This window comes from Nostoc sp. LEGE 12447, assembly GCF_015206985.1.
Lineage (GTDB): Bacteria > Cyanobacteriota > Cyanobacteriia > Cyanobacteriales > Nostocaceae > Nostoc.
On sequence record NZ_JADEXT010000008.1, the window covers coordinates 22,806 to 45,789 of the forward strand.

Annotated in this window: 18 protein-coding genes; 8 read left to right on the top strand and 10 right to left on the bottom strand. The window is 39.0% G+C overall.

Annotated features, from left to right (window positions below; all coding sequences use genetic code 11):
• Positions 1–4 precede the first annotated feature (4 nt).
• From IQ274_RS11535 to IQ274_RS11570, 8 genes are all read left to right on the top strand, one after another.
• The gene (locus tag IQ274_RS11535) at positions 5–1,039 is read left to right on the top strand and encodes a fatty acid desaturase family protein (RefSeq protein ID WP_163927642.1); all 1,035 of its coding nucleotides are present in this window, start codon (positions 5–7) and stop codon (positions 1,037–1,039) included.
• Positions 1,036–1,980 carry an ACP S-malonyltransferase gene (gene fabD / locus IQ274_RS11540; protein ID WP_163927641.1) on the top strand — a complete coding sequence of 315 codons (945 nt, stop codon included), beginning with the start codon at positions 1,036–1,038 and terminating at the stop codon, positions 1,978–1,980. The genes IQ274_RS11535 and fabD overlap by 4 nt, the downstream gene beginning before the upstream one ends.
• Positions 1,981–2,070: 90 nt before the next feature.
• Entirely contained in the window at positions 2,071–3,060 is a 990-nt protein-coding gene (locus IQ274_RS11545; protein WP_194142350.1) for a fatty acid desaturase family protein, read from the top strand.
• A gap of 176 nt (positions 3,061–3,236) precedes the next feature.
• Positions 3,237–3,647 (top strand): hypothetical protein, encoded by a 411-nt coding sequence (locus IQ274_RS11550; protein WP_194142351.1) that lies wholly within the window; start codon positions 3,237–3,239, stop codon positions 3,645–3,647.
• A gap of 259 nt (positions 3,648–3,906) precedes the next feature.
• A complete protein-coding gene (locus tag IQ274_RS11555; RefSeq protein WP_194142352.1) occupies positions 3,907–5,280 on the top strand; it encodes an HlyD family secretion protein in 1,374 nt (457 codons plus the stop codon).
• A gap of 33 nt (positions 5,281–5,313) precedes the next feature.
• Positions 5,314–7,281: an ATP-binding cassette domain-containing protein gene (locus IQ274_RS11560; protein ID WP_194142353.1), complete on the top strand. Its 1,968-nt coding sequence runs from the start codon at positions 5,314–5,316 to the stop codon at positions 7,279–7,281.
• A 64-nt stretch (positions 7,282–7,345) separates the two neighbouring features.
• Positions 7,346–8,452 (top strand): ABC transporter permease, encoded by a 1,107-nt coding sequence (locus IQ274_RS11565; protein ID WP_194142354.1) that lies wholly within the window; start codon positions 7,346–7,348, stop codon positions 8,450–8,452.
• A gap of 146 nt (positions 8,453–8,598) precedes the next feature.
• Positions 8,599–9,720, top strand: coding sequence for an ABC transporter permease (locus IQ274_RS11570; protein ID WP_163927635.1), 1,122 nt, complete (start codon positions 8,599–8,601; stop codon positions 9,718–9,720).
• Between the two features lie 166 nt (positions 9,721–9,886).
• Here IQ274_RS11570 and IQ274_RS11575 read toward each other — a convergent pair whose 3' ends face one another.
• The 10 genes from IQ274_RS11575 to IQ274_RS11620 form a co-directional block, all read right to left on the bottom strand.
• Positions 9,887–11,914, bottom strand: coding sequence for an ABC transporter ATP-binding protein/permease (locus IQ274_RS11575; RefSeq protein ID WP_194142355.1), 2,028 nt, complete (start codon positions 11,912–11,914; stop codon positions 9,887–9,889).
• A 420-nt stretch (positions 11,915–12,334) separates the two neighbouring features.
• A complete protein-coding gene (locus IQ274_RS11580) occupies positions 12,335–12,739 on the bottom strand; it encodes a hypothetical protein (protein WP_163927633.1) in 405 nt (134 codons plus the stop codon).
• Positions 12,740–12,867: 128 nt separating this feature from the next.
• On the bottom strand, positions 12,868–14,964 hold the full coding sequence (locus IQ274_RS11585; RefSeq protein WP_194142356.1) for a patatin-like phospholipase family protein: 2,097 nt from the start codon (positions 14,962–14,964) through the stop codon (positions 12,868–12,870).
• A gap of 131 nt (positions 14,965–15,095) precedes the next feature.
• The gene (locus tag IQ274_RS11590) at positions 15,096–16,073 is read right to left on the bottom strand and encodes an MvdD family ATP-grasp ribosomal peptide maturase (RefSeq protein WP_163927631.1); all 978 of its coding nucleotides are present in this window, start codon (positions 16,071–16,073) and stop codon (positions 15,096–15,098) included.
• Between the two features lie 82 nt (positions 16,074–16,155).
• Positions 16,156–17,145 (bottom strand): MvdC family ATP-grasp ribosomal peptide maturase, encoded by a 990-nt coding sequence (locus IQ274_RS11595; protein WP_163927630.1) that lies wholly within the window; start codon positions 17,143–17,145, stop codon positions 16,156–16,158.
• A gap of 292 nt (positions 17,146–17,437) precedes the next feature.
• Positions 17,438–17,572, bottom strand: a complete 135-nt coding sequence (locus IQ274_RS11600) for a microviridin/marinostatin family tricyclic proteinase inhibitor (RefSeq protein ID WP_163927629.1) — start codon at positions 17,570–17,572, stop codon at positions 17,438–17,440.
• A 487-nt stretch (positions 17,573–18,059) separates the two neighbouring features.
• Positions 18,060–20,051 (bottom strand): ABC transporter ATP-binding protein/permease, encoded by a 1,992-nt coding sequence (locus IQ274_RS11605; RefSeq protein ID WP_194142357.1) that lies wholly within the window; start codon positions 20,049–20,051, stop codon positions 18,060–18,062.
• Between the two features lie 101 nt (positions 20,052–20,152).
• Complete coding sequence (gene proC / locus IQ274_RS11610; RefSeq protein ID WP_194142358.1) at positions 20,153–20,974, bottom strand: pyrroline-5-carboxylate reductase; 822 nt, start codon at positions 20,972–20,974, stop codon at positions 20,153–20,155.
• A gap of 39 nt (positions 20,975–21,013) precedes the next feature.
• Positions 21,014–22,120 (bottom strand): zinc-binding dehydrogenase, encoded by a 1,107-nt coding sequence (locus IQ274_RS11615; protein WP_194142359.1) that lies wholly within the window; start codon positions 22,118–22,120, stop codon positions 21,014–21,016.
• Positions 22,121–22,167: 47 nt separating this feature from the next.
• Entirely contained in the window at positions 22,168–22,965 is a 798-nt protein-coding gene (locus IQ274_RS11620) for a hypothetical protein (RefSeq protein ID WP_194142360.1), read from the bottom strand.
• Positions 22,966–22,984 lie beyond the last annotated feature (19 nt).

A 22,984-nucleotide genomic window follows, 5' to 3' on the forward strand; every position in this document is an offset into this window, starting at 1 on the left:
AGTCATGGCTAAAGCCCTGATAAATCCCAACAACTTGACATTAAAATATACCAAGGAAATTGACATGAGTGTTGCAATAGAATCACAATTAACTTCCAAACCTAAAAGACAAAAATGGTTACGCGCTCCCTCAGCACGGGAGGCAGAAATTAGAAAAATGTGTGCTGCTAATGGCTGGCTACATCTACTTTATGGCTCACCATATATAGTATTGTATTTCGGATTAATTTCCCTGATTTTATTCATAGATAATCCTTGGATTGATTTTCTGTTAGCGCTTGGGCTAGGCAATCAACTCTATGTCTTATTTATTTTGCATCATGATTGTATGCACGGTAGTGCCTTTAAAGCCAAATGGTTAAATACATTATTTGGTCGTCTTTATGCACTGTCATTCACGATGACATTTACAACCAATAGAGAAACCCATAAACGTCATCATAATTTTATTTCCGATCCAGAAAGAGACCCAGATGAATATTATTTTTCTGGCAAACTCAACCAAATTTGGTTGAGAATTTGGAGATATTATGAATGGTATACCAAGATATCTTTGACTTGCTATGGCAAACAAGTCAGTTGGACGGTGATTATTGAACAAATAGTTAATTTGGCTTTTTGGGTAGTAATTCATGCCGTTTTAATCTATTCCGATATGGGAATAAAAGCACTGTTTATTTTCTGGATTCCTTTAGCCTTTGTTGCCTTAGTGATTAATCCTATCACACGGGGTTATGAACACGCTCCCTTAACTCTTTATGAAGGTGATGATCCTCAAAAAAGAGATATGCAGAAAAATGCAATTACTATTAATAACTTTTGGTTAGGTTTACTCTGGGCTGGTATTACTTACCATGTCGAACATCACGCTTATCCAGAATGTCCATTTTATCGATTACGTAAACTACACGAGATTTTTCAAGAAGAAAAAATGCAGTATTATTGCGCTCCTTTTCCTCTCTATCAAATTCACAAAGGAGCGCAACTTACAGAAGGTTTAACTTGCAATCAAGTACCAGTGGAAGAGGTAGTAGCATGAACACTGCATTTGTATTTCCTGGACAGGGCGCACAATATGTTGGGATGGGTGTGGAAATTGCCGATCGCTACTCCGAAGCCAAAGTATTATACAATCGCGCCTCGAATGTACTCGGTTTTGATTTATTGCAAATGTGTCGTGATAGTTCCCCAGAACTGTTAGAGCAAACAGAGAATGCTCAACCTGCCATTTTTGTCACTAACTTAGCTTGTCTAGCGGCGGCTCAAACCCAGTTCCCTGAACCAAAATTTCTTGCTGGTTTAAGTCTGGGAGAGTACAGCGCACTAGTAGCAGCCGGCGTGATGGAATTTGAGGATACAGTCTTTTTAGTACAGCAAAGAGCCATCTTTATGCAAGAAGCTTCTATCAACCGAGATACCAAGATGGCGGCGATTATCGGTCTGAATGCAGACATAGTAGAAGCTATCTGTCAGCAGGTGAAATCAATAGGAGTATGTCAACCGACTAACTACAATGCACCTAATCAAACCGTCATCGGTGGAGATGCTAGGGCAGTAGAACAAGCAATGACCTTAGCTGAACAAGCAGGCGCGGCAAAAGTAGTGCAATTAGCTGTTTCCGGTGCATTTCACACCCCTTTAATGGAGTCAGCCGCCAAGCGTTTAGCCGGAATCTTAGCAACTATCAACATTTCTACCCCTCGCATCCCAGTGATTTCTAACGTCACCGCCCAACCCATCACCACAGATGAACACATCCGTTTCTTACTCATCCACCAAATCACCCTACCAGTGCGGTGGATGACCTCTATTCAACACCTTGTTAATCATGGTGTGGATACCTTTATCGAGTTCGGTCCTGGTAAGACAATCTCAGGACTAGTGAAACGGAATTTTAACCAAGCTAAAACCCTCAACGTGGAAAATAGCACCTCAATGAACGAAACACTAGAAGCTTTTCAAGGACTAGTAGGAATATAGGGATATGGGAGTGTAGGAAAATATTTACCTTAAAAACATATCAAGTTTCCCCCTTACACCCCTAGCATTTACACACAAATAAGGATACTTATGACAACAACACAAACAATTCGCAGACCCGCAATTCCCGCCGACTGGTATAAACCCACAATATCAGGAACTACTGGGTTTATTCTCTACGGACTGATTTGGTATCTTGTCCCAGCATGGTTATGTTATGTGGTCGTCACATCAATTGATTTTCTACCACTGAAAATAGCTTTAATTATTCCACTAACTATCATGACTGGATATGGTATTCAGATGATGGGTTTTATTGGTCATGATGGCTTTCATCTAGCGCTACATCCTAACAAATTTGTTAGTGCATTAATTGGTCTTTTCTTTGCATCTTCAGTCTTAACATATTGTGATATGGGTGCAATGATGCGACATTGGAGCCATCATCGATTTACAAATCAAGCTTCTGACCCTGACATTGAAATACTCACACCTTTAACAACATGGTGGCAAAGATTATTTTTTGCCAGATTATTGCTTAACTATCATCATTTTAAAATAACTTTGAATACTGCTTTAGGTCGTCCTTGGCCATTTCCTTACATGATGCCATTTCAGATGTCTACTGTGCGTATTCTTTGTTGGATGAACTTTGTATTTGCTTTGTTATGGATTGGGATTTATTTAGGAATAGCTGTATACAATCCCATTGCTGGTTTATTTTCTATCGGACTACCAATGCTTGCATTGATGCTAATCTCTGGATGTCAAGCCTATCTTGATCATGGTGGTCTTGATGATAACCCATTTCATAATGCCTGGAGTCGTACTTCTCCCTTAATGACAATCCTGTTTGCTGGCACTAATTTTCATCTGGAACATCATCTATATCCAGGCGTTCCTTGTTACAGATTGCATAAGGTTCACCAACTTTTGCAAGATAATGGCACTTATGCTGCAACTCAAGCCTCTATTGAACCTTCGTTTTTACGTTCCTATATGAACATGGCTGCAAAATATAATTCCAGCTCTCAAGATAGCAGCTTTGATCCTTTTGAACAGGCTGTTGAATCTGTTTGATGTATAAGCATCTGTAGAGATGTGGCAATTTAACGTCTCTACAGATCCATAAAGTTAACTAAATTTATGAAAACTGAAACTAAATATTGTCAAAAATAATTAACAGTAAAGATTTACATTAATGTTTGCATGATTTCTATTAATTTATTTGACTAGTATACAGAAGGAGATGCGATATGTCCGAGGGAATATCCATTGTAGGGAATAATTCCACGATTAGAAAAGGTATTGAGCGCATCGGGTTAAGTATATCGGAAGGGGAAATCAATGCCCTGAGATTTGGCAAGACTATTTCACTGGAAGATAGAGGTTTAGGGGAACTTGGTTCACTATTTATTCTGGTGTCAGCACTATCTCAACCCCTATTAGGGAAACTCCACAAAACTCTTACTTTTCAAGATTTATTAGGACAAATGACAGATTCTGCACCTTGTTCAGGAGTACCGATTTATGCTTGGAATGCTGAAGATACCAGCAGATGTTATCTATATCTGACGATGATAGAAGGTAAACCTGCTATTCGTTTAGGTAATATGTCTCTAATTAATTCTACCGACTCTTTAATGGTAGAACCAAATTTAGGCTAAAAACACTTGCTCTTACATTCTTTTTCAAGCCAGCTATTTACGAAAAAATCTCACAACCCAACATAAAAATGTCACTCCCCTACGCTATTCCCTCTTTCAAACTAAATGAAAATAAAGTTTGATGAACTTAATTTTTCTTTACTTACTTGTGCTTGATTGTGCATATCTACTTATAATAATTGCATTGCATTTAAAGTAGGATATAGTTTGAAAAATCAGGATTGCTATAAATATATAAAACTATTGATTTCAATAGATAATGACTAAATCTATATCCACGAAATTCACAGAAAATGAGGATCGGGCTCAAGAGCCATTCTCTAAACAGGAGCATCGGCAAAAACCAATTCGTCTCATATTGGTCTTAGGGCTGATATTAGCAAGTGGTATTGTTTACATCATCTGGCATAATCAGCCCCAACAAACAGCAAATATACTGAAGCTGAGTGGGCGGATTGATGGTTACGAAACTGAGATTGGGGTAAAGCGTTCGGGCAGAATTGAATCAATTAGTGTACGAGAGGGAGTAGCAGTCAAAAAAGGTCAACAGTTAATCAAACTTGATGACAGTGACGATCAACTCTTAAAAGATCAATTACTTTCAGCCGAGGCTAAGATTGCATCCGCCCAATCGGATGTAGAGCAAGCACGCTCGAATGTAGAGCAGATAATAGGTGAAGTCGAAGAGATGAAAAACCGGATTGGAGAAGCTCAATTAAATTTACAGCAGTCTTTTGGTGATGCCCAAGGCAAGATTGAGCAAGCAAGATCGAATGTGGCGGCTGCTAGATCCCAACTAGCCCAAGCCCAAGCACAGGTAACACAAGCAGAGGCAGAATTGAGGTTAGCACAAGTAAACCGCGATCGCTATGCCCAATTAGTTAATGATGGTGCTATCAATAGACAACAATTCGATCAAGCCCAAACTACTTTAGATACAGCCATAGCCACCCTCGCCGCCTATCAGGCCACAGTTCAGGCTGCCCGTGAACAATTAAACGCTACCCTCGGTAGTTTCACTCAAGCCAAAACCACAGGCTTGAACCCCAGCATTCGTAATAGCCAATTAGCCGCCCTCTACAGCCGGAAAAAGCAAAGCTATGCCCAAATTAAAGCCGCACAAGCACAAGTCAAATCGGCTCAGGCTAAAGTTAGAGACGCGTTAGCCACCAGACAACAAATTTACACCCAAATCAAAGACTCTCAAAAAGACTTAAATTTGATCAGTCCTCTAGATGGCGTAGTCATCGCCCGTAGTGCTGAACCGGGAGCAGTAGTCAACAATCAAACCAAAATTCTCACAATAGTTGATCCCAAAGCTTTATATTTACGGGGTTTTGTGCCAGAAGGTGATATTGGTAAAGTACGAGTAGGGCAGCAAACTAAAATCTTTCTTGATTCTGCTCCCAAAAGACCGCTAGAAGGGAAAGTAATCTCTATCGATCCGCAAGCCTCATTTACACCAGAAAATATTTATTTTCAAAAAGATAGAGTTAGGCAAGTCGTTGGAGTGCGGATTAGCATCGAAAACCCAAGCGGTTGTTTTCAACCAGAACAACCATACACAGATTCAGATTTGCCCTGCCCCAAAATTGGTATGCCTGGGGATGCGGAGATTAAATTGCGGAAATAAAGGACTGGGGAAAGGTAAATTCAGTAATGACTAATGGCTATTGACTTATCGGTTGAAGCGATCGCTGTTCGCGGTTTATATAAATATTATGGTCAGTTAGCGGCTGTCCGGGGTGTTGATTTCACTGTTAATCAGGGGGAAATGTTCGGGCTGATTGGCCCTGATGGTGCGGGTAAGACTAGCACTTTTCATGTTTTGAGTGGAGTGATGGCACCTTCGGCGGGAGAGGTGCAAATATTTGGTCAATCTGCACGGGATACTCGTTTGAATACGGGCTATTTGACACAGCAATTTTCTCTGTATTTAGACTTGAGTATTGATGAAAATTTGCGCTACGCTGCGGGATTACGACAAGTATCAGAGGAATTGTTGCAGGCACGCCGTAATAAATACTTACGGTTGATGAATTTAGATAAATTTAGCGATCGCCTCGCGGGGCAACTTTCCGGTGGGATGAAACAAAAGCTGGCACTATGCTGTGCTTTGGTTTCCCAACCCCGAATTTTACTATTGGATGAACCCACAACAGGGATTGATCCAGTTTCCCGCCGCGAGTTTTGGGATACATTGGCGGCGCTATCTGCTGAAGGTATGACTATTGTTGTGGCTACACCCTATCTCGATGAAGCAGAACGCTGTCATCGCATAGCTTTAATGTACAGTGGTCAAATTCAAGAGATTGGCAGCCCTGAAGCCTTGCGTTCCAGTTTAGGTCTACATCGCTTAGAAGTTCACACATCCAATTTAGAATTAGCTGAACAAGTTTTATTGCACAGTCAGACTAGTAATATTGTCGATGTGCAAACCTTTGGCGATCGCTTGGATATTTTAGTAGAAGATGTAACCTTGGGGGAAACTCAAGTTAAAGAACTACTACAAAACTCCGTCAACGTTGAGTCTGCTGCACCCACCCTAGAAAATCTGTTTGTTACCCGTCTTAGACAACAAGGTTTAGCACCCTCATATTATTCCTTTCCTCGTTCTCGATTGAGGGGAATGGGAAGCAGGGGAGCAGGAGAGGAGGGGAGCAGGGAAGACAAAGAAAACAAGGGAGATAAGACAAAATATTCTACCTCATCTTCAAACCTTGCCATCTTCGCTCATAATCTCAGCCGTGTCTTTGGAAATTTCCATGCAGTCAAAAGTGTCAATGTCGAAGTACGTTATGGCGAAATCTTTGGACTTTTAGGCGCTAACGGTGCGGGGAAAACCACCACGATTAAAATGCTGTGTGGGTTGTTAGCAGCCAGCGGCGGTAAAATTGCCCTTGGTGGTGAAACAGGTAACTTACGCAGTGCGGAACTCCGCCAACGTATCGGTTACATGAGTCAGAAATTCACCCTCTATGATGACCTCACAATTCTAGAAAACCTAGAATTTTATAGTGGTGTTTACGGCATTCCTCCCAAACTCAGACGTGAGAAAATTGATTGGGTAATTGCTACCTGTGGGTTAGAAGGACAGGAAAATATGATCACCGGACAGCTACCAGGTGGCTGGAAGCAAAGGGTAGCCTTTGGTGCTTCTGTAATGCACGAACCAAATATTTTATTTCTAGATGAGCCAACTTCCGGGGTTGATCCCTTGGCTCGTCGTCAATTTTGGAAGCTGATTAATGACTTTGCCCGTAACGGTACAGCTATTTTAGTTACAACTCATTATTTAGAAGAAGCAGAACAATGTAACCGCATGAGTTTCATGGTAGCTGGAGAAACCGTTGCTGAAGGTTCACCCAGTCAGATTAAAGCCTCCCAACCCGGACAACTCATAGAAATCACTGTCCAACAAAACCAAGCCGCGTCGGACTTGCTCAAACAGCATCTTGAGCCTTGGCGAGTGGCGATTTTTGCCAATAGTTTACATATTGTGCTTGATCGCCCTGATGAGGAAGTTCCCCAACTACTGCAATTGCTGGAGTCTCAGGATTTCATAGTTCAGTCCTTGCGTCCGATTCCCTTCTCTTTAGAAGATGCCTTTATTGGTATAGTTCAGCGAAGTTAGTAGGAGGTAAGGGACAGAGGAAGAAAACTTCCCAATCCCAATCCCCAGTCCCGAATTTTGGTATATGCAAAAAATTATTGCCCAGTGTCAAAAAGAATTAGCCCAGTTTCGCCGCGATCGCTTGACGTTGGCGTTAGCATTTTTATTACCGATGATCACTTTGCTAATTTATGGGTTTGCACTCCGTTTAGAAAGCTCTAATATCCCCTTGATTGTGCAAGATTTTGACAGGACAAATCTTAGTAGTATTTACATTGAGCGTTTATATGCTACTAACCAATTTGTGCCGACACAATGGACACAAGCAGACTCTATAAGTAATGCTATTGACCGTGGTATTGCCAAAGCTGCCGTCATTATTCCCGCCAAATTTACCCGCGATATTCAAGCTCATAAAAATACCACAGTCCAGATATTAATTGATGCTACAGATGTTAATAATGCTCGTGTAATTAGAAATAGCATTCAAAATGTGAATAACTTTTTTATTCAAGAGCAAGGATTAGTCACTTTAACCAATACTATCAAACCGCAAATCCGCCTCTGGTTTAATCCCGGTCGTTTAGAATCACTATTTTTTGTGCCAGGAGTATATGGTGTAGTATTGTGGATTTATCCGTCTTTGTTGACCGCGATTGCAATGGTACGTGAAAAAGAAAGAGGTACAATTATCCAAGCCTATGCTTCTAGTATTAGTGCAGTTGAATTTCTCTTAGGCAAAGGATTAGCTTACCTGCTAATTGCAATTACGGAAGCAGTATTAGTCATAGTGATAGCATCACTAATCTTTCAAATTTCTCTAGTTGGAGACATCATTAATCTATCACTAGGAACTCTACTATTTCTTATAGATAGTGTGTTATTTGGTCTACTTTTGGGAATACGTAGCAGTGACCAAAACTCAGCCGTTCAAGGAGTTTCTTTAATAGGTTTTGTTACATCATTAATGCTCTCTGGTTTTATGTATCCTCTCAGTAATATCCCTTTCCCCATATCACTTGTACCTAACATTATTCCTGCACGCTACTACATGGAAATTACCCGTGATGCATTTGTACGAGGAATTGGTTGGAGAGGAACTTGGTTTAACTTATTAATGCTAGCTATATTTGGATTAATAATATTTAGAATCTGCCACAATATGTTGAAAAAAATGCAACTACCACAGTAGAAAATGTATGGTGTATTCAAGCAACGCTTAAGCACCACCATCATACGGTGCGTTAAGGCTAATTTCTCCTCTCTCTAGCGCTTAAATCCTGACATTATCGTAACACACCATACTCAGCTATTAACGGTTAATTATCTTGCAAAAATATGAAATTTATCCTCAGAATATTTGACAACATATTTTGGACATTAGTCAAAAAAGAAATTAGTCAAATTCGGCGCAATCGTGCCTTAATGGTTATGCTGATTATTCCACCAACTTTACAGCTAATCCTATATGGATTTGTTCTCAATCCGGATGTTAAACACTTAAAATTAGGTGTTGTTGACTATGCTAACGTAACCGAAAGTTGGGAACTATTGCAGGCTATCACAGCAAATCATACCTTTGATTTAGAATCTGTATTAATTAGTGAAAAAGAGTTAAGCAATCAGGTAGAAGAAGGAAAACTAGATGTAGGTTTAATCATCCCGCCAGATTTCTACCGTAATTTAGCAACAAAATCAGCACCAATACAAATATTTATTGATGGAGTTAACGCCAACACAGCTGGTATTGCCAACGGCTATATTAATCAAATTATCCAAAAATATAATCATCAACGAGTTAGTTATCAAACTAATCTCCCAGTCACACCTCAATTTGTCTTTCTTTACAATCCAGGACTTACAAGTAGTTGGTTTTTTATCCCAGGAGTGATGGGTTTAGTGATGACATTAATATCCACATCTGTTTCTGCAATTACAGTTGTTAAGGAAAAAGATGTCGGGACTCTTGAACAGTTACTCATGACTCCGGCGGCGAATTGGGAGATATTACTAGCCAAGATATTCCCATTAAGTGTCCTATTAATGGGAGATATTTTATTGGCTCTGACTTTAGGCAGAATAGTATTTAATATTCCCTTTAATGGCAATTTCTGGCTATTTTTGGTGGCATCTGGTTTGTATGTATTAGTAGGAATTAGTTTAGGAATTTTGCTAGCTACTGTCTCGCGTTCACAACAACAAGTAGTCCTAATTTCCTTTTTTATTAATATACCACTTATTCAAACATCAGGAGCGATCGCACCTATTGAAGCCATGCCCCCTTTGTTTCAATTTCTATCTTTATTAAATCCCCTCCGGCATTATATATTTATTGTGCGTGGCATTTTATTAAAAGGGGTTGGTTTGGATGTAATTGGGCTCAATATTTTAGCTTTAATAGGATTTGTATTAGTTTTTCTAACTGTTGGCATCAGCAAGTTTCGCCGACAGTTGCTTTAAGTGGGCTAAACTTTCAGATTTATTACTTGTGAAAAATCCGGACAAAAGAATTCGCGGTCTAAATACAATCGTTTCATTAAACGTATTAAAACGCCATTTACCCAATAGTAAAATTTCTCTTTCTATATCAGAAAGGTTGCTATTACTCATGTTTCTCCTCAAATCGTTAAGTTCTTATCCATTTCAACACCTCCGGGTCTTTCTCATAGCGGTAGGTAAAGCCATCTTTAGCAGTAATAGACTTGCCTTGGCTAGCCTTGCTTCTGACGGTATTAATACTAGAGTCTGATAATGCTTGCATTTCTTTATGAGAAAGCCCTACAATTTTGCCTATATCTGTCAATATTTCTGGTTTGGTTTTAGATTTATTATTGGGTGTAACATCTATTGTGGTTTTGGGCTTTTCAGGAGCGTTTATGCCAATTTGTTTTCCTTTTTGCAACCGATAATCTTGTACACGAAGAAGTTGCCAAGTTGAATCTTGTGACAATTCCAAAACCCATTGATGATAATTAAACAAACTTTCTCTATGTCCAACACTGATAAAAGTTGTTTTCGTTGATTGTAACTGTTGATATAAACTATCTTCATTGTTTAAATCTAAAGCACTCGTTGCTTCATCTAAGATAGTAAAACTGGGATGTATAATTAATAGCCGTGCAAAAGCGAGGCGTTGTTGTTCTCCTAACGATAGTATATTTTCCCAAGGAACTTCAGCATCAAAGCCATCTACGCGGGTAAGTAAGTGTTGTAGGTTAACTTGTTGCAAAATGTGTTCAAGTTCGCGATCGCTCATTTTCCTGTCTATGTGAGGATAGAGCAATTGTTCGCGCAAAGTCCCTAAAATAATATAAGGTCGTTGCGGTAAGAATAATACTTCTTTTAGAGGAGGACGAACTAGACGGCCAGTTCCCGCATTCCACAAACCAGCGATCGCTCTCAATAAAGAACTTTTACCCCTACCACTAGGGCCAACAATCAATAACCCTTCGCCTGGCTCAACAGCAAATGACAAATTTTCAACAATCACCTGTTCATAATTTGGCGTTTGTAAAGTGACATTCTCAAAAGCTAAACGTTCTTCTTCTATAATTTTAATAGTACTCGCGTTTTCTGGTTGTTTACTAGCAGCCTGTAGTGCATCTGAAAACTCTGCTAAACGCTTTATATAACCAGAAAATCGTCCTGAAATGCCAAACTCAGATATTAGTTCTCCCAGAGCATTAGAAAACATAAAGCAAGCAAAACTAGCTTGGTTAATTTGCCCATAATCAATTTTATCCTGAAGAAATAAAGGTGTAAGAATAAACATTGAGAATACGCTAATAGCAGACTGATATGCTCTGCCAAAAGCGTCTTGTCCCCTCTCTAAATTTAGCCTGCGTTCGGCAGTTTTTAAAACATTATTAAATCGACGCTGGATTATATTTAATTCTTCATCTTCTCCCTGAAAAAAAGCGATTGATTCAGCGTGATTACGAACATGAGTTAAGCAATAGGCAAAATCTGCTTTAAATGCAAGTTCTTCTTGGTTAACTTTATTTATTGCTTGATTCAAGTAAACTGCTATTAGATTACCTATAATTGTATAAATAACTAAATATATTGCAATTTGTGAAGAAACTATCCAGAGGATTATCAAAGCACTGGCCATTTCTAAAGATTTTTCTAGTAAAGAAGATGAGAATCTCACGCCAATACTAGTAATGGGTTCTATTTCTTGGGATAAGCGTTGATCTGGATTATCTATATCAGATTTAAAATTGATTTTATAATAAGCTTGATTGCTTAAATATTTTTCTAAAACATGAATATTTAGCCATTTATACCAGTCAAGAATTATTTTTCTTCTGACATATCTCAAAAGAGTTACTAACAAGACCATCCCGACAATAATGAGACTAGACAGCCATAAAGTACTATTATATTTATCAAGGTCTCTCTGTTCAATAACGATATCAATTACATAGCGATTCCAGTAACTATTTGCAGCATTTGCACCGACAATTACAACTATTAATAATACTAAGACAATGAGCATTCCCCATGAGCGAATTACATCTGAAAAGGCTCTTCCTTCTGCTTTTGTTGGATACCAATAAGGTTGAGCGACTACTTTCACATCCTGCCAAAATTGAATCAAGGCTGAAAAAGGATTTGTTGTGTTTTGCTCACGCACAGATGGAGTTTGCATATTCTAAAAATGTAGCCGTTACTAATTACACTAGGAATTTTCAAATGGCCTTTGAGAATCAAGTTAGACTCAAAGGCCATTTTTCCTTTTAGAGAATGCCTAAAAACTTTTATAGTGTTGTATTCGAGATTTGTAGATCCCCATAAATTCCCCTTTTTAAGGAGGAATTTAATTAAATTTTCCCCCTTTTAAGGGGAGCCAGCGCTGTGAGTGGGTTTCCCGACTTGTACCCTACGGGGAACCAAGCTACGCTGTCAGCATTAAAGCAGGATAGCAACTGGCGTGGGGCTTGAGGGATAAAATCGAATGCACTAGTAGTTCGTCAAGTGAAATTGGCGGGGTAAAGGGGAAGGGGTAAAGGGTTTAAATCCCTTACCCTTTTCCCCAGTCCTCACTTAGCATTTTTGGGTTGGCAGACTACTAGGTCAATGGTTCCTCATCAACAATTTCGACTGTTCTGGGAAAAGGGTCTTGGTCAGGCTCAGTAACGACTACTGGGCTAATATGATGTTTCAGTTTGAGTTTTAACTCATCTGAAATGGGCAATTCTTGAATTTCTTTGAGAAGAAATCTGATAGATTCAGTTTTGCTACGTTCTGTATAGATTAGCTTGAGAATGTTTTCAATTCCAAATCCCGCTATATATTCCCCTAGAATGGCTACCAGCCCAAGCAAGCCTAAACCTCCTAAGAGGCCTAAAGGCCCGCCCAGCGATGAAAGCATAGCGACAACGGCGGCGACATTACCTCCTGATGCACTCGTTGCGATCACGAAAAGTATACCAGGAAGGCCTAAACCAGAAATTTTTTTGACGAGTTCATCCATTGTACTTACCTACAATTTTTATAAAGTGAAAACATGACTAAGAAAGTCATTATTAATTTCTTTTGTGAAGAAATTAAAAATCTTGCATCTTGCACCAGTTAGTTGGTGCAAGATGTAAGAAATGTGAGTTAGCCCAACAAAAGACTACACAGTTCATCGATTTGTTGACTTTTGTTAGATATTAGTCGATGGGCTATAGCTTGTAACTGACGAGTATTTTGAAGTTTGGTATTATCTATTTCTTCTAATTCACTATCTAACAAGGTTTGAAAGCGATAATAAAAACTTTTAGCCTCTTTATCGCTAGGTTCAAACAACTGTTCTAATTCTCCAGCTACCACTTCACTACTACCATCAAACATAATATTTAAAAGCGGTCTTCCCCATTGCAAGAGTCCCCAATTTTTGACTTCTTTATAAGGGTAGACACTCGTCAGAGAACCTGTACCTAAAGAAACTACTAAAATATCTTCTGTATTGAGGACTTTTTGGGCTTTTCGTTTACTACTAATTTGTGCTTCTAAAATAGCTAAATGGGCTGGATTATTAGCAAATACTCCACCATCGATTAAAGTATAGGCGATGCCGCTATTATGGGGGTTTACAAGCCGATGAGGAGCAAAATAAGTCGGAGTGGCACTAGTTGCCAATGCCGCATCTAGGAGCGAAAAACTGCCACATAACTTCTGAAAATTCTTAGATTCTATTTGCTGTTTTTCTAGTTTGTTTGTAAAAAATATCGGAATTCGCTGCTCGATATCGTAACTCGTTACAAAAACTTCTTTAAGATTATTTTCTAGAAGAGCGTTACCAAAATATTGCCTGAAAATTTCTTCTTTGCTTTCGGAAGGATATTTTGGCTGGAGAAATATATCCTCTAATGGGCCAAGTAGTCTTTCAAACAACGGCTCATAAAATATTTCTACCCCATACTCAATAAATAGCTGTAGAAGAGCCTCAGCAGTGTATTCAGCTACTGGCAAGTTATCAGATGTATCGGGACTTAATCGGGGTTTAGTTAGTCCAAGTGCTAAAATTCCGCCACTGGAAGTGCCAGTAATTAAATCAAACAAACTGAATATAGGCTTTTGTGTCCGCCGTTCAATTTCTGCTAAGAGTAATGCAGGAATAATGCCCCGAATACCGCCTCCATCAATGGAAAGTATTTTATATTTGGGACGGGCTTTTGTATTCATGGTTTCTGGCGATTCCTCCTGAGTTAATATTTGTGCTTGTTGGATATTGACGGGATCTTCAGCTTGGTCTGTTTTGGTTTCTTCGTCATGTGGACTGAGAGCAATTGGGGTTGGAATAATCTCGGATTCTTCGGTGTTTGTTTCTGTCTGTTGAATTTCCTTTGCTTGGTCTTGGTCGTCGTTTACTAACGATACCGTTGCTGCTAATAAACTTGTGGTTAGTGGTGAGATATTTTCTTCAGGAATAACTGCTGTCTCAGTTTGGATCTCTTCTTTTATATCTTCTTGATTGGATGATTCTGCTGCAAATGGAACTGGATTTGATGATTGTGTTGCGAATGGAATTTCTGCTAAAGTCCAAATAGGATTACCACGAAAATTTCCTTGATAAGACTTTCCAGTTTGGTTTTTTACAGTTGTACCTTGTCCTTCGTCTAATTTCCAGTAAGCCACCAATCCTGATTCATCTCCGACTATTAGCCCACAACGATGAGTCTGGATTTGTACTTGAGTACAGGGATAATTCCAAACGCTAATATTTGCTAATTGTCCTTTGAAATAGACCTGTTTGTGTAACGTTGCTCCCAAAGTTATAGAACTTGTTGCTTTGTTCAAAGATGAACCTCTAAGAGAATCTTTGTATTCATGCTCGTCAAGATATACGGTTAGCTGACCACTATTAAAAACAATAGCAAAGAAGTGCCATTGCCCTATAGTTAGTTCTCCTTGTCCAAAGGTTTTGATACCCTTGCTAACACTTTCATCAATGTAGACATCTAGGCTTCCTGTTTCACTGATGCCGAATTCAAAGTTATCGCTGTATCTCTCTGAAGAACGGGCAAAAAATACATTGCGCGTCCCGTAGCTAGTGGCTTTATTTGTTAGTTCATGTGGATTTACCCATCCTGAAACCGTAAAAGCTGAACTCCCTTGAGCGAAAACACCGCCAATATCGTTTCTGCCAAAATCTATATAATCCTTTTCCCCATCAAATGTCAAAACTGTTTGTGTATTTACTAGGTTTATCACAAGGATCTAATCTCCAAATATCAATAATTTCGTAATTTTAAATAAGGAATTTAAGATTAATAAACTTAATAGTGAAATCTCACTAACACTTTTCAAAATAGAAGACAATACAAATATACAAGGCTCATCCCCTAATTTTTATTAGTCAGTAATACTTCTGCGATCGCCTGCGAAATGGGGTAGTGTGGTGAATATATCTCCAGCCAAAAAAATTCCCCGACTGGGTTAACTTCGAGGAATACATGGCGACCATCGGGGGTGACAATAATATCAATTGCTCCATAGTTTAAGCCAAAATAAGCCATCAGCTTGAGCAGTTTTTTCTCAATATCTTCTGGCAAGTCGTAAGGTTGCCAATTTTTAACTAAAGCTCTCCCCTCTTTGCGCCAGTCGTAAGTAGATCCTTCTAAGCTTTGAGAATCTACTGCGGCAGTAAATACGCGGTGTCCAACAATAGTTGTCCGCAACTCCAGCGCCTTGGGCACATTTTCTTGAAAGGTCATTGGACAAAAACACAGTCCTTCCATATTCTCCAGATCGTCATTTGTAACTGGAGTGGTAAACACAACATTTTCTCGCCCGCGATCGTCATAAATAGCAAAGGAAGAAAGCATCTTGGTAACTATACCTTGGCTACACTCTTGAGCAAATTGCTTGACTGCTTCTGGATTGTTTGAAGTCAGGGTACGTGGAGTTACAAGACCAATTTCTCGTGCAACTTGCAATTGTAGTTGCTTATTATTAGCCCGATCCACATTGGACATTTGATCGAAGTGGAATCCCTGAAGGCTGGCAATCATTCCCCTGACTGTGGCGCGACATTCATTAATTGACGCATCTCTATATTGCTTATTCATTGAGTCGGGGATTTTTTGTCCGTAGCGCATTCGCCGATACCAAACTGAGGAAACCTCACTCAAATCTAGCTTCTGTTCGCCATCAGTAATAATTACCCGTTCAGTATCACCGGAGTAAATATCTAGCTTGACTTCAGTGGGATATCTGTCTGTGTCAAACCGAAATGCTTTTTCTCCTCTAGCCTCAATTTCGTTGATGACTAGAGGAATGCTTTCGTTGTCTTTACTAAACGTGACTATTAATACGGTCATAAAAAGTATTAATTATGAAGTATGTAGACACCCTTTGGGTGGCTTGCCGCAGGCTAATATCAAATATTAAATTTTTGATCGTTCAATTCTTTGTTTGAAGTAGCGCATCTGCGATCGCACTTGCAATGGGTAAGTTTAAATCCTTTTCTAGCATTCCCCACTCCCCCAGAGGGTTGATTTCCAAAAAGACGTATTCCCCTGATGGTGTGACGATGAAATCTAACGCTCCAAACAACAGCCCAAATTTTCCCATAAAGGCTTTGAGACAACTAACTACTTCATCAGGAAGTTGGTGGTGTTGCCATGCGCCAACCTCAACACCAGGTTTACGCCAATCAACTTTGGCTGCTGCATACATATCTGCATTTAGCGCCCCCACAAATACATTCCCATTCACATACACCACCCGTAATTCATGTTGCTTTGGAATTTGCTCTTGAAAAACCATTGGGCAATAGCGCAGTGACTCGGCATCTTGTAAGTCTTCTTCCTTGACGATGCTGGTGTACAGAAAAAACGAAGAGTTAGCTTCCATACTGCGGGAAAGAGCAGTTAAAAGCTTGCTTACCATTTTGCCGTTGACTTGCCCGAAAAACTCTCGTGCTGCTTGGGCTTTGTTGGTAACAAGAGTCTGGGGAATAACAAAACCTACTTCAGACGCAATCCGTAGTTGACGCAGCTTGTTACTTGCATAATTTATCTGCTCTAAATTATCTACCCAACAAGCTCCCTTGAGACTGTCCCAAAAACCATCTAAAGTTGCTTGTGATTCTCTAACGCAAGCTTCTCGGAACTTTGGCGCTAATTCTTGACTCAGTTCTGGTTCCCAAATACGGCGCATCCATACAGCCCGCACCTGCTCTGTGCTGATAGAGTGGTTGTTAAATTCTATAGTGTGGTGGCTTTTAGACTTATCAAAATGTGCGGTTAATTGCACTTCTAGAGGAAATTTATCAGTATCTAGACGAAATGGTTGCACCCCTTTTTTTGATAAGGCTTCTGCCACTCTATCTATTGTGAAGAAATCACCACTGTGGGTGATTAATAAAACAACATCACGAGACAGGTGCATAAAATATATTGTTTTGATAATTTTAGGAGGTAGCTATTGAGGAATAGCAAAAAAATGCTTTCTATAACCCAAAAGTTTTTAAAAATTTAGGAGCTAAAAAAAGCAATTACCTCCATGTTATGGATAAGGTAACATAAGAGCGATCGCCTGCGGCGGGCGCTTTGCGCCATCGCATCTCTAAGAATAGTTTTCAGTTATTTGATAACTGCTATTCCATTAAACTATGATGAAGCCAGTTACAAGGCATCTTTCCGATCAAAAAGGTACTTTCAGATGTAGAAGAGTAAATAAATTATCTATCTTCCAAATCTGAAGGATACTTGTAAGTCCAAGGAACCTCTGTTCCTTCAGTAGCTTGCTCTTCCAAGAAACGCGCAAAAAATGGTATTGCTACGACATCCACTGTTTTGACTGTGTTTGTAGGCATAGAATTTCCCTTAAAGTAAATTGCCTTTTCAAGTAAAAATATATCATTAATTAAATATAATTTCAAGGTCAGTTAAGACAGTTAAGAAGTAATTGCTCTAAGGTAGTTAGGAAAGTTAAGAAAGTTACGAAAGTTAAGAAAAAATTATTTAATAATTATCAAGTTAAGTAATCAATATCATAGTAATTTTATTTGATTATTGAACAAGTAGGGATGGATTCGCCGAGATCATAATTAGTAATTAATAGCATTTTTAAACCCGCTCCTACTCTTGGCTATTTCCTTTGCTGTTAACTTCTTTCATACATAATTATATTTAATAATAAACCAGATTCCTATACACACCAGTCATAAGTCATTAGTGAACAACAAAAACCCCAATTTTTAAAAAGTCGGGGTTCTGAGCAAGGACGATTTTTACAAATCAAAATAGAAAACTATTCTTTCACAGGTGATAATTCAACAGACTGAGCAAATTGTCTAACCGCTAAACTCTCAGCCATTTCAACACACTTGAGTTCTTGTCATAGCGGTACGTCAAGCCATCTCTAGTAGTAATAGAATCTCCTTTGCTTGCCTTACTTCTAATAGTGCTAATGGAATAGTTAGTTAATTCACTTATTTCCTTATGAGTGAGCTTTTCACTTGTGATTGTTTCTGTCAATATTTGAGATTGATTTTGCGACTCATTATTAGGCGCGCTTTGGATATTTATTGCTTTTTGATTTCGATAATCCTGCACAGTCACAAGTTGCCAACTGGAATCTTGTGAAAGTTCCAAAACCCATTGATGATAATCAAACAGGCTTTCCCGATGCCCAACACTGATAAATGTTGTTTTCGTCGATTGTAACTTTTGATATAAACTTCCTTCATTTTGCAAATCTAAAGCACTCGTTGCTTCATCCAATATAGTAAAGCTAGGATGAGTAATTAATAGTCGTGCAAAAGCCAAGCGTTGTTGTTCTCCTATCGATAATATATTCTCCCAAGGAACTTCTGTATCAAAGCCATCGACTCGACTCAGTAAGTTTTGTAGGTTGACCTGTTGCAAAACTTCTTTGAGTTCTGCATCAGTCATTTGACGACTGGTATTAGGATAGAGCAATTGTTCGCGCAAAGTTCCCAAAATTATGTAAGGACGTTGGGGTAAAAATAAAACTTCTTCTAACGGAGGTCGCACTAAACGGCCAGTTCCCGCATTCCACAAACCAGCGATCGCCCGCAATAAAGAACTTTTACCTCGACCACTTGGCCCAACAATCAATAAACCTTCTCCCGGTTGAACAGACAAGGACAAGTCTTCAACGATTACCTGTTCATAGTTAGGCGTTTGTAAGGTAACATTCTCAAAAGCAAGATGGTTTTCTTCTGCTATTTTAAGGGTGCTTACATTCTCCGGTTGTTTGGTAACATCTTCTAACGCACTTGAAAACTCAGCTAAACGCTCAACGTAACTCGAAAAATTTCCAGAACTGCCAAATGCAGTTATTAGTTCTCCCAAAGCAGTAGCAAACATAAAGCTAGCTACACTAGCTTGTCCAACTTGTCCGAAATCAATTTCACCTTTAATATATAAAGGCGCAAGTATGAATAGCATAAAAAGTTCGATAGCAACCTGATATGCTCTGTTAAAAATGTCTCTATTTCTCTCCCAATCAATCTTGCGTTTAATGTTGGCTATCAACTTACTAAATCGACGCTCAATTATATTTAATTCTTGTTTTTCTCCTCTAAAAAAAGCTATCGATTCTGCGTGATTGCGAACATGAGTTAGGCAGTAATTGTAGTCAGCTTTAGATTCAATTTCCGCTTGATTAATACTATTTAATTCTTGATTTAAGTAGACAGCTATAAAATTACCCATAATCGTATAAATAATCAGAGCAATAGCAATCTGTTGGGAAATTGACCAGATAATTATTGCAAAAGTTATCATTTCCAGTACTTTTTCTAGGAAAGTAGCTGAAAAATTGAGGGCGTTACTGGTAATTGGTTCAATTTCTTGGGATAAGCGTTGATCTGGGTTATCAATATCAGTTTTAAAATTAATTTTATAATAAGCACGATTGCTTAAATATTTATCTAAAATTTGATTATTAAGCCATTTGTACCAATCAAGAGCGATTTGTTTTCTAACAAATCTAGAAAATCCTAATAAAAGCGTTACCAAGACAAGTCCAGCAGCATAAAAGTATATAATATTAATAAATTTAGAATAATCTTTTTCTTGAAGTATGATATCAACTATGTAGCGATTAATAAAACTATTAAAAGCAGTTACACCTACAAATGCGATGATTAGTAATATTAGGAGAATAAGCATTCCCCATGCGCGAATTACGTCTGAGAATGCTCTTTGTCCTGGCTTTGTTGGATACCAGTAAGGCCCAGCGATCGCTTTGGCATTTTCCCAGAATTGGATAAAATCTGAAAAAACATTCTTTGAGGGTTGAGCTTGAACAACTTGGGTTGGCATATTTGAGAAATAAATTAAAATCTTTTATCAACTTTAATACTTTTTAGTGTTGAATAATCAGTCATAAGTACCGAATGAGTAACCCCAATCAGCGCTAATTTTTAACTGATATTACCTAATTGTTGAGTGCGGCTCAAAGCGGCAAGCACTGCATTAGAAATAACAGTTCGCATACCACCTTTTTCTAACTCGTAAAGACCAGCAGCAGTCACTCCCCCAGGACTTGTTACCTTGTTTCGTAAAACTGCTGGATGTTCATGAGTCTGAAACATCAGTTCTACACTACCAGCAATCGTATGCAATGTTAGTTCTTGAGCTTGTGTCCGAGTTAAACCCATCTGAACACCAGCATCAATCATCGCTTCGATGTACAGAAACACAAATCCAGTCCCAGCGCTACTCAACGCCGTTGCCATATCAAGGTAATGTTCATTTTGGGTAGCAAATTCCTTACCTAATGCTTGTAAAATTATTTGGGTATGCGATCGCTGTATCTCTGTCACACTTGATGATGCACTCCACACTGTAGTCCCATGACCAACTTGTACTGCAATATTGGGCATTGTACGGACAACAGCAGGATGATTCAACCCTTGGCACAGAGATGAAATATTCGCTCCACTCACAATACTAATTACTAAAGCATTAGGTGGAATTTTATCCTTAAGCATACCTAGAACCTCTGCCAAAACCTGCGGCTTAACCGCCAATATCACAATAAATGCGCCAAGAACCGCTTCTATATTGGAGGTTGTAGTACGTACTCCATATTCCCTTTCTAAATGAAGACATCGTGCAGAAACTGGATCGCTGACTATAATTAGATCGGCTTTTGGAACAATTTTCGTTGATAACAATCTACTAATTATCATTTCGCCCATCGTGCCACCACCGATAAAGGCAATTTGTAAATCTTCGAGCATATCTTCTCCCTATTATCTAAGTCGTTTGATATATTGGCATTAAGATAGATTAGGTTGAATCACAGCTTTTAATACAGAGCCTTGCTCTACATCTGCCAGCGCTTGATTAATTTCTTGTAGTGTATATGAACGACTAATTATGCTTGACCAAGCAATATTTTTACTGGAATCACTATGACGTTTTAGTAATTCAATCATTCTATAAAAATGGCTGAAATCAATTCCCCAAGTCCCGCGAATATCAATATGTTTTAGATTAATCTCTAAGTGTGGATTGATGAGAATTTCACCCGTGTTTGTGTAATGCCCGACAATAACATAGCGACCTCCATTTCTGGTCATATTTAAGCCCTCTTTGACAGCAATAGGAATGCCTGTGGCTTCAATAGTGACATCAGCACCGTGTCCGTTAGTTAATTCCAAAACTCGCTCAATATGTTGTCGTGGATCATCAGCCCTAATTGCAAGGGTTTCATCTACACCGAAGGATTTTGCAACTACTAATCGGCTCTCAAATTTATCAATTACAATTACTTTGCCTGCACCTGAGAGCAAAGCTAGAATTGCCGCACTCAAACCCACAGGCCCGCAACCCTGCACCACGACGACATCACCAATTTGAATCTGCGCTCGGTCAATAGCGTGTAATGCAGTTGGCAAAGCGCATCCGCCAGCAATGAATTGCTTTGGTGAGACTTCTTCGGGTAAAGTGAGAACTTTAACTCCTGGTTTGAGGTAAATTAATTCAGACCAACCACCCAGCAACCCATCTTTGGCTGAGTAGGTGACACCATAAACTTTGCGTTGGGGACAGCGAGTGGATGCTTTGGCTACTAGACAATACCAGCAGTTGTAACAGGTTTCATGGACATCTAAAAAAGTAGCGATCGCTCCAGGCTGAATTAATTTACCATTGACATCACTAACTGCTCCACCTGTTTCCACCACACGACCAACTGAGAAGTGTCCAGGGATGATGGGATACGGTACTCCCTCTAAACGCCCATGTAGTAAATGTACATCAGTTCCACAAACCTCAGAATATAAGGTTTCAAGAATGATTCCACCCTTTTCCAGAATCGGCTCTGGTAATTGTTGGACTTCAACTGGTTGATTAGGTGCAGTCATTACAGCTGCTAAGGGCATGAATTACTCCTCACTATATTTACCAAATTGCTTCCTGCTGCTCACATTCAAGACCACAAAATAATTTCACCGTTAGGTAGTAATCCGATCGCAGAGGTGAAAGTCACACGTTGTCCATCCATTGGTTCAACAGTGTGATAGTTGCGTGTATTGAAAATGAACACATCTCCTACATAAGGTTGGAAGGCGATCGCGTCTGCATCTGCAATTACTGTATCACCATAGCCGTAGGAATCGAGTTTATATTGCTCATCTCCTGGTTGCCACTGGCGATCGTAAATGCGTGTTTGACCATGATTGCTTGGAGAAAATTTCAAGTACAAATTCCAAGAAAGTTGATAAATAACTGTACCAATTTCCCATTTTGATTGTTCTAACGGAGCATAATCAATATGAAGTTGAGTACCCTGCTCTATTTTTCTGATCAGTCCTGCATAATAACTACCATAGAGTGGTTCCGAAGCAATTCGTACAGTCGCACCTGTACACTCTCGAATTTTCACCATTAAGCGTTCTAATGGATTAAAAGAGGCTGCCATAATGCAGTTTCTTAATTTAGTTGTGCGTTCTACTGCTTGAAAATAAGCTGCTTTACTAATGCGATTATATTCAAACACTGTGATACCAATTCGCTCAATCTTGGGATTCACATTTTGATAGCAATCAAAGTTTAATAATTCAGCTTGATTGACTAACATCTCACACTCTTGGGGTGTAGCAAATTCTTTTAGCCGAATTAAAGGAATTCGGTTTTCCAACAGCATTCTTAAAGACTCTGTAGTTAAGGGATACTCTTTCTTTTTGTCCCAAACCTTGGATTTAATCTGGTTAGAAGTAGCAGTCATAATACAATTCCTTACATTT